We start from the raw sequence: 12,548 nt of genomic DNA, 5'->3' as shown, positions 1-12,548 counted from the left end.
TCCACAAGGACAAGGTTTACATCAAGCTCATGAGATCCACCGACAACAGCCAGATTCAGGGACGTGCGCTGGGGTACGCGGCCTGGTGTCTTGTCCTCGGTGCCACGCCCGCGGTCCATGCGGAGCAATGGTACGTCGAGCCGAGCGCGTCGATTCGGGCCTTGTATGACGATAACGTGCGTCTCGGTTCGGTGAACAATATCGGCTCGTTCGCGGCCACGGCGACGGCGGAAGTCGAATCGGGGCGGCGCAGCGAGACAACCGAATTGGGTGTACGCGCGAAGCTTTTAGCCTCGCGCTACACGGAGGTCTCGGACCTAGACGAGACGGACGGAATGCTGGGTTTCTTGAGCGCCCGCCAAATGGGCCGAAGCCGCTTTAAATTCGACGGTGAATTCAATTACGATTCTACCTCGACCAGTGAAGTCTCAACGACCGGTTTTGTTCAAGCGAATAAGAGACGTCAGCGATTCCTGTTGAGTCCGTCCTGGAATTACACCTTGACTCCCCGCTCCCAGGTCGAAGCCTCCTTCAGCTATCAAGGCGTGGCTTACGAGGACGTCGAACTTATCCCTTTGTTCGACTATTCCTTTTCACAGGTGGGTCTTACCCTGATCCATTCGCTGAGCGAGCGTTCCCAGGGATTCAGTCGCGTCACTTACGACAAGTATGACGCCAGCACGGTCGACACCCAATCCGATAATTATGGATTCGAACTGGGTGCGAATTATCGGCTCTCCGAGACCCTAACGTTCAGCGCCTTCGCGGGTCTGCGGCACTCCAAGGCGGAGACCCCGGGCTTGTTCGGCATCGAGGAGACCGAGAACACGGGTCCGCTATTCGAGACCAGTTTGACTAAGACATTCCAGGTCGGTCAACTCAACCTCAAGGCCGATCGCTCACTGCTGCCGAGCAGCAGCGGGACATTGCTGGATACCACGTCCCTGGGGATGAGCTTCGACTATCCAATCGGGCCGCGATGGACGCTGTCATTCAGTGCCGAGGGCTATAAAAACCGTACTCCGGACGGCAACTCATCGAGCAGCGATCGCGACTATCTGTCTTTTTCACCGAGGTTGCGTCACCGTCTATCCGAATCGCTCTACCTCGATCTCGGTTACCGCTATCGCTGGCAGAAATACGATACGAGATCCGATGAGGCCGAGTCGAACGCCATCTATCTTGGACTGCAATACAGCTTGCCGCGAGAACCGCTTAGAAGGTGGTCGTTACTCGAATAGGATTTTCACGGCCACGGCAAGCGTTCGAGAGATCTTCAAGGCGTCTCGATCAAATCGATTTCGATACGCCGGTTGATCCAGGGTCCAAGTTCTTTTTCCTTTTCCGGGGTGAGTTTCATTTCGTCTTCACCTTTCCCCTCGTGATTGATGCGCGATCCGGGTACGCCGTCACGCTCGATGAATCCGGCGACCGCCGCGGCTCGTTTGGCCGAGAGCGCCTGATTATTGGCCCTGGAACCCTTGCTATCCGTATGCGCGATGACGCGAGCCCGAAACCTGTCGTTGTCCGCCAGGATGGTCGCGAATTGATCGAGTAGGGTGCGGGCGGCGGTATCGAGTTCGGTGCTTCCATCCGGGAACTGAATGAGTCGCGAGAAATCGACCCTGAGCTGTCCTGTCCCCAGCCTTTCGACGCTGACCGACAGGTCCGTCAGGCGACGCTCGATGTCGTTCAGGCGGTCGGCGCCATCCGGCTCCCCGGCTGGTGAATCGCCGCTGTTCCGGGCTTCGGATTCGGGTTCCACCTGGCCGGTCTCGCTGCTGGGGGGCTCGTTACGCGATAGCACGCCGAGGCCCTCGGTCGATGGCTCCCGGCCCGCGTTTTCCAGCCCTTCGGACGGGCCCATGGCGACCCTTGGATCCGTGCCTGTATCCAGGCTGGACGCTGGATCCGATGATTCGGATTCGGGAACGGACGAAGGCATGGCGCCGGGATCGGATGGTTCGCCTTCGTTCGCGGCCATCCCGGCCTCTAGCGGGATGGCGTCTTTGCCTTGCTCGGCGGTCGGGGGGCTCTCTGGAGGCTCGACGGCCGCCGGCGATGGTTCCGGCGTCGTGGGCGTCATGGTCCCTGCGATCGGCTCGGCCTTCTGGCGATCGTCCTCGATCTGGCTTGGTCGCGAGTCTTGGTGCTGGATATACCAGCCAACCAGACCGGCGCCCATCAGGAGCCCTGCGGCGACCGCGACGATTTCCGCCGTCCATCTCCTCGAGATACCCGCCGATTCGATGAGTTTGGCGATCGACACATCTCTACTGTCCCCGTCGGCTGGGTGGCTCCGATCCCGAGTGTCGGGCGAGGCGTTCGCCGCCACCAGTTCGGACTCGGTATGCAGCCTCGGCGCGACGTTCGCGTCCACATCCAGACGCTCCACTGGCCGCGTGGCGTCGAAGGCCGCGACCGGGGCTGGCGCGATGGCGCTGATCGTCGTTGCCGGCTCCGCGCGCGCGGGGGGCTGTGTGGCCTCGGAGTGTGGGGGCGGATCCTGCCGCGCGGTCGCGACGGTCGCCTCGTCCTCGCGCGCTCGCGCGTCGGATTCGGCCTCTCCATTTTCCGAATCGATGTCGGTGACGTCGGGGAGGGTTCCCTTGTATTCGGGCCGTGGGGGGCGTTCCTCGCCCTCGATCGCGAACAGCAGATGCGATGAATCGGATCGGATGAACTGGTCGATGGCCTTGCCGGTGATCGTCTTTGTCCCGGCGCCATAGGCGTAGACCAGCGCGGTTTCGCAGATCAGATTGATGATGCGGGGAATGCCATTGCTGTAATGGAAGACGGCATGACAGGCGTCCGGCGTGAAAATCGTTTTTTGACCGCCGGCAATCTTCAGACGATGCCGGATGTAGTAAAATGTTTCCTCCGCGTTGAGCCGGCCCAGGTGGTAGGAGGCCGATACACGCTGCACGAATTGTTCGAGTTCTGGCTGGCGCAGTTGCTGGCGAAGCTGAGGCTGTCCAAGGAGCAGGAGTTGGAGCACCAGATCCTTATCGGCATTGATGTTGGATAGGAGCCGGATCTCCTCAAGCTTGTCCAACCCGAGGTTTTGCGCTTCGTCGATGATGAGCAGGGTCTTTTTCCCTTTCCGGTACTCATCGAGAAGAAAGTCCACGAAGGCCTGATGCTGCGCGATTCTGTCGCCCGCCTGGACCTTGATATCGAAGGCGACGCAGACCCAATCCATGATCTGACCCAGGGACTGATGGGTGTGCGAGATGAGTCCCACGGTCAAGTCCTGGTCGAGCCGGTCGAGCAGATAGCGCATCAGGGTGGTCTTGCCCGAGCCGATTTCGCCCGTCAGAACGGTGAATCCGGATTGGTTGTACAGCCCATATTCGACGAGTGTCAGCGCTTCCTGATGTATTTTGCTGAGATAGAAAAACCCTGGATCCGGGAGGAGTGAGAAGGGCTTTTCATTCAGGCCGAAAAAGGATTCGTACATCTTTCAGGTTCCTGGGGAAGAAGCAAGAACATCCATTGATCCTGGTCGTCGGTCAAGGAAGCCGCGATTGCAGAGCGCTAGTCTAACAAAATGCCTTTCTTCCGTAGAAGATCTTTTCCCCCGAGGGCGTGCGCGTCTTCAATAGTGAAGTGGTCAGGCTCGGGCCTTTGGTGGGAAATTCAGTGTTGTTTTTCAGTGCTTGGTCAGGTGGCGGATAATCGCCTTGGCGAATAGATTTCTGGTGTAAAGCATTCAAGGCGAGCCTATGCGTCTTATTCGATTCATCCCACCGATGCTGGCGCTGGCGTCCATGGCGTCCCATGCCGGGGAACTTGTCGGGGCGGCCCCGGCGTTGGCTGGTTCAACGCCCGTCGCGGCTTCCGTCATCCGGGAAGACCGCGCGCTGGATCCGGTGCCGGCCCATGCGCTCGGGACGATGATTCTTCGGGTGGCCGACCGCGGCGAGGACTCGGTGGATCCCAGTTTGAGGATTTCGGCGCCGCCCCCGCAACGACCCATGCCGCAAACACGCCGGATCCAGTCCAGCCGCCTATCCACGCGCCTGGACAATTCGTCCAACACCCTGCTCGGAAGCCGCTTGTTCAAGCGAAGCGGGCCGCCGGCGAGCGTCCAGGGCCGGAGATTCGGTTTTCCCGATTCGCGTCGCTGAGGCCAGGGCTTTAGGCATGGACCTCCAGGGTCGGCGATGGACGTTGCAGGAAATTACCCTGGACGTAATCGACACCCGCCGTCCAGAGCACCGTGAGGGCGCGGGCGTCCTCCACGCCGGTCACGATGCTCTTGACGTTGAATTCGCGGGCCAGCGTGGCGAGTTGCAGCAATCGTTGCTGCTTGTTCGCGTCATCCGCCAAGCCTTGGGCGAAGGTCGGCTTCATGAGCACGAAGTCGAGCGAGAGTCCCTGTAGCAACATCTCCGGTCGGTCGGTGACGCCGAATCGATTGATGGCGACCCGGCATTTGATCTTCTTGAGCGTCTCGACCAGCTTGCCGATGCTGGCCAGGTTCCCCACGACCAGTTCTTCCTGAAACTGAATGGTCAGCCAGTTGCCCCGGACATCGAATTCGCGCAGACAATCACAGATCCACAAGATGATGCTGGGATTTCTGAAGGTATCCTCGGAGAGATTGATGAAGAGGCTCAGGTTGTGGCCGGCGCGGCGCTGCTCGCCAATGACCTCGATGGCGGCCCGGATGGTCCATTTGTCCACCTCCTCGATCAGGCCACGGCGAATCGCCGGTCCAATGAAATCCTTGGCCTCGAGCAGATTCTCCTCTTCATCGAGCAGGCGCAGCAGGACGCTGTAGTTCTCCTGGTTGTCTCCCATGAGACTGATGATGGGCTGATAGACCAGTTTGAGCTGGTTGTTGCGCAGGGCGTATTCGATCTTCCTGGCGATCGCCGCGTCCCCATCCTCGTCGTCCTGCTTGACGCGGGCGGCCAGGGAGGTGGGTGTCTGCTGCCCGGCGGAGTGGTCTTGATCCGTGTATTCGTGGCCGATGCAGAGCCGATAGGCCGCGTTGATGATGTCCTCGGCGGCCGAGGCTCGGTCGTGCACCAGGAAATAGCCGATCTCGCAGTCGGGCGTGGTGCTGTCCTGACCGGCCGCGCGCGCCGGCAGGCGCGCCTTTTCGGTCAACTCGCCGGCGAGCGCCTTGGCGCCCAATTCATCCAGTCCATCGACGACGAGGCCGAATCCCTCGTCGCTCAGACGCGACAGGAAGCCGCGTTCGTCAATGACGAAGGAGAGTATGGAACCGAACTCGTCGAGCAATTCGAGGCCAAGCGATAGACCCATGTCCCGCAGCAGTTCGCCGCCCTTGATGATCCGGATGAAGAAAATGGCGAAGGGACGTTCCACGATCCGGTCCGCGCCGATATGGGTCTCGATCTCGGCGATCAGACCATCGAGCCCGGTCGCCCTCGCGAGCTTGCGTGGCTCGACGCCTGAAACCTCTCGGGTGGCCGGGATTTCGATCGGCTGAAACACCATGCGCACGCAGGGCTCGCCGTCGAACTCGGACGGGGAGGCCAGCAGGCGCGCCCGAAATACGCTGGAGTCGGCCCGCCGCCCGCTCACATCGATCGTCGAGGATCCGATCGGGCCGGATGAATCGCCGGTCTTGAGCAGTTCACGGATGGATTTGTGCTGCTCGGAGGGAAAGAGATCGAGGAAGGGCGTCGCCAGGACATCGTCGGTCGAGGCGTATCCAAAGAGGCGGACGTAGGACGGGTTGACCTCCACATGCAGGCCATCCTGAACGAAGGCCACGCCAGCGCTGGCCACTTCGATGAGCTTGAGTGTGCTGTCCTCGCAGTTCCTGAGCCTGGCGGTCAGGTCGCTGGCCTCCCGGCGTCCGGCCAGATCGGCGCTCTCGCGCGCGATGATCAGTTTCAGGTGCTCATGGTCGCCTCGTTTGGCGACGCCGCGCGCGCGTGCGCGGCGCGCCTTGGCGAGGTCGCCCTCCCAGGTCTCGGGATCGGCGATCAGAATCAACGGAATGTCCGTCTTGAGCTTGGCGTGGGCCGCGAACACGCTATTCGGATCCACGTCACGGTCATAACCAAGGCAGAGGATCATGTCGCAGTCGCGTTCCATGACCACCTTGTCGAGTCGCTCGGCATTGGGAATCGACACGCTTCGGTCCGCCAGGCCCGCCTCGCGAAGCACGCCCATGAGGCGTTCGGCCTCGCTGTTTTCCGAGCTGATGATGAGCAACGTTGGTTTTTGAATGTGCGTGGGCATGCTGACGTTATGGAAATCCTAGCCATCGCTGGTCTTGGATTATCGGTCCTCCCGGCCAGGAAGGGAAAGGGAAAGCCGAGTCATGCGAGATTTTATGACATTCCCCTCAGGCAACCCGCTGTTTGGACGGGGCACCGGGGATCTCCCGGACCAGGTTGGGTACCAGATATCCCGGCATCCGTCCACGCATGGTCTCGATCAGACGCATCGCCTCGTGCTCGCTCACCTGGAAATGCGCGGCTCCCTCGACCGGGTCCAGCCGATGGAGGTAGTAGGGCCGGACACGGCAGTCGAACAGACGTTCGCTGAGATCGATCAATGTGCCGGCGTCGTCGTTGACCCCGCGCAGCAACACGCTTTGATTCAGGAGTGTCACCCCGGCGACGTCGAGTCTCAGAAGCGCCTCGCGGGCCTCCTCGCCCAATTCACGGGGATGATTGGCGTGGATGACCAGGACGGTCGGGAGTCGTCCCTGTGTCAGGATCGCGCCTAATCGATCGGTGATCCGTGAAGGCAGAACGACCGGAAGTCGGCTGTGCAGACGCCAGCGGCGCAGGTGCACGATCCCCGCGAGCCGACGCGCCAGATCGGCGAGCGCTCCGTCCTCGACCATTAGCGGATCGCCGCCGCTCAGGATAACCTCGGTCAGGGTCTCGTCCCTGGCGATCTCGGTCAGTGCCCTGTCCCAGCGGCTTTGGCTCGGTCCCAGGTCTTGGTAGGGAAAGTGTCGGCGGAAGCAATAGCGGCAATGGATGGCGCAGGCGCCCGTCGTGACCAGCAAGGCCCGCCCCGAATACTTGCGCAGCAGACCAGGGCGCTGCTCGGCCGAGGCGTCGTCGACCGGATCCCTGACATATCCGGCGACCTGGGCGCGCTCGGCGCTCAGGGACAGCACTTGACGCAGCAGTGGATCGCCCGGATCCGCCCGTGCCATCAAGGCGGCGAACCCGCGTGGCACCAGGATACCGAAGGGGCCTGGTTCAGGATCCAGTCCAGGGACATCGGCGCGGTCGAGGCCAAGGAAGGCGAGCAGGGCGTCCACCTGGGTAAAGGACCGGGCCAACTCGCGCTTCCATGCGTCGGTCTGACAATCGATCCCCCTTCGCGGTAACATTGGCGGGTTTAGCTTGACATGAAACGAGGATGACATGGCTTATTACGGCACCAATGAATTCAAGGGCGGGCTCAAGATCATGTTGGACGGGGATCCGTACAACATCGTCGAGAACGAGTTCGTCAAGCCTGGCAAGGGTCAGGCCTTCAATCGCGTCCGCGTGCGCAACCTCAAGACCGGTCGGGTGGTCGAGAAGACCTTCAAGTCCGGGGACACCGTCGAGGCGGCCGACGTGCATGATACCGACATGCAGTACCTCTACAACGACGGGGAGGAATGGCACTTCATGGATCCGGCGAGCTACGAGCAGATGATCGCCGGGGCGGCGGCGGTGGGCGAGGCCGCCAAGTGGATCAAGGAGCAGGACATGTGCAAGATGACCCTGTGGAACGGCGCGCCGCTCTCCATCGAGCCACCCAACTTCGTGGTGCTCGCGATCACCGAGACCGATCCGGGTCTCAAGGGTGACACCTCCGGCGGTGGCGGCAAGCCGGCGACGCTGGAGACCGGCGCCGTGGTGCGGGTGCCGCTCTTCGTGCAGTCGGGCGAGCTGATCAAGGTCGATACCCGCACCGGGGAATACGTCTCGCGCGCCAAGGAAGCATGAGATCGGATTCATCGCCCGGACGTCGTCCGACGTCCGGGATTCCTGGCGAGTCCGGATCGTCCCGGACCCAGGATCGCGAGACCGACTGGCTCCCCAGCGCCTCCCGCTCGGCGCTCCAGGCCCGGGCCGATCTCCACGCCCGACTCCGGCGCTTCTTCCTGGACGCGGGTGTGCTGGAGGTGGAGACGCCCATCCTCTCCCGGTCCGCCGTCACGGATCCCGCCCTCGCCAGTCTCTCGACAGGGGTCTCGATCGCCGGATTCGGCTCGGAGCGTCCGCTCTATCTCCAGACCTCTCCCGAATTTCACATGAAACGGCTGCTGGCCGCCGGCAGTGGTCCCATCTACCAGATCTGCAAGGTGTTTCGCGACGAGGAGCGGGGCCGACGCCATCACCCGGAGTTCAGCCTGCTGGAGTGGTACCGGCCTGGCTGGGATTATCGCCGTCTGATGGAGGAGGTCGCCGCGCTCGTTCGCGCGGCGCTGGATCGTCCCAGGATGCCGGTCGAACATATCCGCTACCGCGATCTGTTTCGCGAGGGTCTTGGTCTGGATCCCTGGCGGGCGGACATCGGCGAGCTGCGCGCCGCCGCCCGAGTCGCCGGAATCGCCGACGCGGATGGACTGGATCTGGACCGTGACGGCTGGCTCGATCTGCTGCTCAGCCACTCTCTGGAGCCCAGGCTGGGCCGCGACGGCATGAGCTTCCTTCAGGACTACCCGCCCAGTCAGGCGGCGCTGGCGCGGGTACGACCGGACGAGCCGCCGGTCGCCGAGCGCTTCGAGCTCTACATCCAGGGTATCGAACTGGCCAACGGCTTTGGCGAGCTGATCGACGCCGACGAGCAGCGGGCGCGATTCCTCGCCGATCTGGCGACGCGACGCGCCCAGGGGCGGCCCGAACCACCGCTCGATGCCCGTTTCCTGGCGGCGCTCGAGGCCGGGATGCCCGAATGCGCCGGTGTCGCCCTAGGGCTCGATCGGCTGCTGATGATCGCGACCGGCGCCGAGCACATCGACGCCGTCCTGAGCTTCCCGATCGAGCGCGCCTGACGGCGGCTCGCCCGCCCTCAATGCCGGACCTGGACCCGCCAGCTCAGCGTAACCTCGCCATCGGCCGGAACCTCGACCGTCCAGGCCGCCAGGTTGGACGCCTCCTTGACGTGGGGCAGGCTTTCCTGGGTCATCGACCAATCGCCGGGGATGGTCTCGCGCACTAGCACCTGGACAGGCTCGAACTTGGCGTTCTTCAGCTCGATCACGAAGCTCGCCTCATAGGCATAGTCGTAGGCGCCCGAGCCGCCGAGCTTCTTGAAGGCGGTCTGCTTGCGGCGCGCGGTTACGTCGAAGCTCTCGCCCAGCTTGAGGTTCAGGGTCGCGTTCCTCGGGGTGTGGTCGATGCCGTCCTCGCCGATGAATTGGGCGTGACCCTGGCTGTCCTTCGAATAGACCCGGACCACGCCCTTGGGTAGGGGTATTCCGAGATCGCCATCGCGGTTGACGAATTTGAGCATGGATTCGACCGGCCGCTTGCTCCAGCCATCGCCCGCGCCCTCGCTATAGGTGTGCGCCTGACCCTGGACGACCAGCTCCCTGGTCACCGGCACCCGCGCGGCGGCCAGCAGCGCCACCTGCTTGGTCTGTTGATCGAGGATGTCGGTCGGGCGGGGCAGGGTATAGAGATGATATTCGGCCAGGTTCTCCTCCGCCGGCATGGGCGGGCTGGCCGCCATCGCTATGCCCCGCATTTCCATCATTGGCATGGCCGCCACCGCTCGGTTGACCTCCCCTGCGACCAGTTGCAACCGGGCCTTCGGATAGGCGACCCCACTGGCGTTGGTCAGGGTCACCCAGCCATTGAGGTTCATCGTCTGGGCATCCTCGGCCAGATCGGCCACGTAGTCTGCCTTCCAGGAGAGCCCACCGGTCAGATAGGACAGCTCCAGCGTTCCCTCGCCAGCCTGGCCCGATTGAAGATGCAGGACTAGGGTGGGTTGATCGCGCAGATCCGCCGGTACGTCGGGAAACGCCAGATGACCGACCACCTGGGTCTCGATGCGGTCGGCATAGCGCAGCACCAGACCCTCGTTGACCGCCAGCACGGTCGCGGATTCTGCGGTTCGCTCGCCCGCGTCGTTGGTGCGGACCACCTCGATCTCGCGCCCCAGATATTTCTTCAGCAGGCTCGCGGGCGTGAGCAGGTCGTAATCGAAATTCTGTTCCAGCAGGGTCAGACCGAGCGCGCCCGAACGCTCGTTGAGCAGCGCCGTCTCGGGACGGATCCGCACCGAGACGTTGCGCCAGGCGAGCCGATTCTCGCCCTTATCCAGCCGCACCCGCCGCTGGTCCTTGATGAGGGCCAGGTCGTCGTTATAGATGGTGACCGCGAGCGACTGGCGGGCCGAGTCGTCGATCCGTTGTTCCTGGTCCATGGCGGCTCCGGGAAAGGTCAGTGAAGCGAGGATCAAGGCCGCGAGCGCGCGTCGGTGGCCTGGTATCGGAGGCGTCGCGAAGGGTTGGCGGGCTGGCATGGGGATGCTGTCCTCTCTTGTGCGTGGGTGGTTAAACCTGGGCGGGGTTGCGATCCTGAGCGGCACCCGGATCAACCGCCGCCATTCCCCGTCTTCGCGGGCTTGGCTTCCTCGATCCGCTTCTCGCCACAGGGCACATAGCCGGCGGTGGGGACCGGATCGCCCTTGAGCGCCTCGGCCAGGGTGTCACAAATAGTGCGCAGAACCTTGACCCGCGCATAGGGCTTGTCATTGCCCTCGATCAGGGTCCAAGTGGCGTGCTTGGTGCTGGTGCGCACGACCATCTCGTTGACGGCCTCCTTGTAGTGCGGCCATTTTTCGCGGTTACGCCAGTCGTCAGCGGTGATCTTGTAGCGTTTGTAGGGGACGTCCTCGCGGTCCTTGAAACGTGCCAACTGCTCGTCCTGGCTGATGTGGATCCAGAACTTGATGAGGATGACGCCGCTGTCGACCAGTTGCTCCTCGAAGCGATTGATCTCGGAGTAGGCGCGTCGCCATTCGGCGTCGGCGGCGAAGCCCTCGACCCGCTCCACCAGGACCCGGCCGTACCAGGAGCGGTCGTAGATGGTGATGCGCCCGGCGCGCGGAATGTGGCGCCAGAAGCGCCAGAGATAATGGTGCGCCTTCTCCTCGTCGGTCGGGGCGGCGACCGGGATGGCGCGGTAGAGTCGCGCGTCGACGGTATGGGTGATGCGCCGGATGGCGCCGCCCTTGCCGCCCGCGTCCATGCCCTCGAACACCAGCACGGCAGAGCGTTTCTTGTTGTAGGCGGTCCAGGCCAGCTCGTTGATCTCGGTCTGGAGACGCTTGATCTCGGAGCGATAGTCGTCGCGGGTGAGGCTTCGCGAGAGATCCAGTTGGTCCAGCAGGGTGATCTGGGCGCTGGTGCTGCTCGGCAGCTCGGGGCTGGTCAGAGCGCCGCCCTGATCCTCCGGACTGGCCTCGGCAAGCCGGGAGCGGATGGCGTGCAGCAGGGTCTTGCCAACGGTCAGGTCGCGGTAGCGGCGGTCGCCGGCCTCGATCAGATACCAGGGCGAAACGCCACAGTCGGTATGTAGGATGACCCGCTCGGCGACCTGCTCGAAGGCCGCGTAGTGCTCGGAGAACTTGCTCTTCTCAGGCAGCATCTTCCAGCGGCTTTTGTCGTCGCGTGACAGCTCCTTCAGTCGCGCCTTCTGATCCGCCTCGGACATGTGGAACCAGAACTTGACGATCAGGGCGCCGTCCTGGATCAGCATCCGCTCGAAATCGACGATGCGATTCAGTTCCCCGTCCAGTTCGGCATCGGTGCAGTGTCCGCGAAAGCGGTGCTCGATCGGTGTCTGATACCAGCCGCCGAACAGGATCGAGATCTCCCCGCGCGCGGGCATGGAGCGCCAGAAACGCCAGTAGCGCGGACGCTCGCGTTCCTCGTCGGATTCGTCCCAGAAGGCGAAGGTCTGCACGCCGCGCGCGTCCAGCCACTCGTTGAGCCGGTTGACCACCTCGCCCTTACCGGCCGCCTCGACGCCCGAGACCAGGACGATCACCGGGACATTGGACTCCTTGAGGTCGCGCTGGACCGCCAGAAGTTGGGTGCGCAGTTCCTCCTGCTGCTCCTTGTAATCTTCCTTGCTGACCGAGCGACCGACCTTCGTTGCCTCGAACATGCCTCATCTCCTCGTCGGAACGGGTTCGTGGCGCAGTCTAGCAAGGATCGGACGGGGAGGGCGCCGGCTCATGGGCGCCTGGCTCGGGCCAGCAGGAATACAGTCCGTATAGCCACGAATCCCTGACGGAATGGCCGGTCCTTCAAACCAGGGCTGAATCCCGACTCGGCGAGCTAGGCGTCCACGTCCTCGGGAAACGGATCGATCAACCTCCGGTCGGGATCGGCCGCGATCCCGTGCTCGACGCGGATCAGCATTCCGCGCTGAAATGATGGATTGATAGCTGAGATATATAACTGATGTTACGCAGCCGCCGCTTTCAAGCGCCTGAGTTCGCCGAAAGCATGCTGAAGCGCCTCGACATAGAGCTTCGCGCGGAGTGCGAAATGGTTGAGCTTGTGGGCCCGCTTGAGGCATTCGAGC

Annotated in this window: 9 protein-coding genes and 1 pseudogene; 4 read left to right on the top strand and 6 right to left on the bottom strand. The window is 62.9% G+C overall.

The window, feature by feature from the left end:
• Window positions 1-29: 29 nt before the first annotated feature.
• Window positions 30-1,241, top strand: coding sequence for an outer membrane beta-barrel protein (locus tag CKO27_RS20270; protein ID WP_200376742.1), 1,212 nt, complete (start codon window positions 30-32; stop codon window positions 1,239-1,241).
• Window positions 1,242-1,276: 35 nt separating this feature from the next.
• Here CKO27_RS20270 and CKO27_RS20265 read toward each other — a convergent pair whose 3' ends face one another.
• Entirely contained in the window at window positions 1,277-3,460 is a 2,184-nt protein-coding gene (locus CKO27_RS20265; RefSeq protein ID WP_200376741.1) for an AAA family ATPase, read from the bottom strand.
• A 265-nt stretch (window positions 3,461-3,725) separates the two neighbouring features.
• Here CKO27_RS20265 and CKO27_RS20260 point away from each other — a divergent pair, with 265 nt between their 5' ends.
• Window positions 3,726-4,130, top strand: a complete 405-nt coding sequence (locus CKO27_RS20260) for a hypothetical protein (protein WP_200376740.1) — start codon at window positions 3,726-3,728, stop codon at window positions 4,128-4,130.
• Between the two features lie 10 nt (window positions 4,131-4,140).
• On the opposite strand, the gene CKO27_RS20255 is transcribed toward CKO27_RS20260, so the two are convergent.
• Complete coding sequence (locus tag CKO27_RS20255) at window positions 4,141-6,225, bottom strand: EAL domain-containing protein (RefSeq protein ID WP_200376739.1); 2,085 nt, start codon at window positions 6,223-6,225, stop codon at window positions 4,141-4,143.
• Window positions 6,226-6,331: 106 nt separating this feature from the next.
• On the bottom strand, window positions 6,332-7,339 hold the full coding sequence (epmB, locus tag CKO27_RS20250) for an EF-P beta-lysylation protein EpmB (protein ID WP_200376738.1): 1,008 nt from the start codon (window positions 7,337-7,339) through the stop codon (window positions 6,332-6,334).
• Between the two features lie 34 nt (window positions 7,340-7,373).
• On the opposite strand from epmB, the gene efp reads away from it, so the two are divergent.
• Together efp and epmA are read left to right on the top strand one after the other, a co-directional pair.
• On the top strand, window positions 7,374-7,946 hold the full coding sequence (gene efp / locus CKO27_RS20245) for an elongation factor P (protein ID WP_200376737.1): 573 nt from the start codon (window positions 7,374-7,376) through the stop codon (window positions 7,944-7,946).
• Window positions 7,943-8,998, top strand: coding sequence for an EF-P lysine aminoacylase EpmA (epmA, locus tag CKO27_RS20240; RefSeq protein ID WP_200376736.1), 1,056 nt, complete (start codon window positions 7,943-7,945; stop codon window positions 8,996-8,998). The genes efp and epmA overlap by 4 nt, the downstream gene beginning before the upstream one ends.
• Before the next feature lie 17 nt (window positions 8,999-9,015).
• Here epmA and CKO27_RS20235 read toward each other — a convergent pair whose 3' ends face one another.
• The 3 genes and pseudogenes from CKO27_RS20235 to CKO27_RS24675 form a co-directional block, all read right to left on the bottom strand.
• A complete protein-coding gene (locus tag CKO27_RS20235) occupies window positions 9,016-10,476 on the bottom strand; it encodes a DUF4139 domain-containing protein (protein WP_200376735.1) in 1,461 nt (486 codons plus the stop codon).
• A 71-nt stretch (window positions 10,477-10,547) separates the two neighbouring features.
• The gene (gene pap, locus CKO27_RS20230) at window positions 10,548-12,125 is read right to left on the bottom strand and encodes a polyphosphate:AMP phosphotransferase (protein WP_200376734.1); all 1,578 of its coding nucleotides are present in this window, start codon (window positions 12,123-12,125) and stop codon (window positions 10,548-10,550) included.
• A 302-nt stretch (window positions 12,126-12,427) separates the two neighbouring features.
• Window positions 12,428-12,548: pseudogene (locus tag CKO27_RS24675) on the bottom strand (IS701 family transposase); the annotation flags it as partial.

The sequence above is a fragment of the Thiocystis violacea genome (assembly GCF_016583575.1).
Lineage (GTDB): Bacteria > Pseudomonadota > Gammaproteobacteria > Chromatiales > Chromatiaceae > Thiocystis > Thiocystis violacea.
This window is presented reverse-complemented; position numbering and strand designations above follow the sequence as displayed.

What these genes read in the sequence shown, in the direction of transcription:
- epmA (WP_200376736.1), top strand. Translation starts at nt 7,943, where the DNA reads ATGAGATCGGATTCATCGCCCGGACGTCGTCCGACGTCCGGGATTCCT.
- CKO27_RS20270 (WP_200376742.1), top strand. Translation starts at nt 30, where the DNA reads ATGAGATCCACCGACAACAGCCAGATTCAGGGACGTGCGCTGGGGTAC.
- pap (WP_200376734.1), bottom strand. Translation starts at nt 12,125, where the DNA reads ATGTTCGAGGCAACGAAGGTCGGTCGCTCGGTCAGCAAGGAAGATTAC.
- CKO27_RS20260 (WP_200376740.1), top strand. Translation starts at nt 3,726, where the DNA reads ATGCGTCTTATTCGATTCATCCCACCGATGCTGGCGCTGGCGTCCATG.
- efp (WP_200376737.1), top strand. Translation starts at nt 7,374, where the DNA reads ATGGCTTATTACGGCACCAATGAATTCAAGGGCGGGCTCAAGATCATG.
- CKO27_RS20235 (WP_200376735.1), bottom strand. Translation starts at nt 10,476, where the DNA reads ATGCCAGCCCGCCAACCCTTCGCGACGCCTCCGATACCAGGCCACCGA.
- CKO27_RS20265 (WP_200376741.1), bottom strand. Translation starts at nt 3,460, where the DNA reads ATGTACGAATCCTTTTTCGGCCTGAATGAAAAGCCCTTCTCACTCCTC.
- CKO27_RS20255 (WP_200376739.1), bottom strand. Translation starts at nt 6,225, where the DNA reads ATGCCCACGCACATTCAAAAACCAACGTTGCTCATCATCAGCTCGGAA.
- epmB (WP_200376738.1), bottom strand. Translation starts at nt 7,339, where the DNA reads ATGTTACCGCGAAGGGGGATCGATTGTCAGACCGACGCATGGAAGCGC.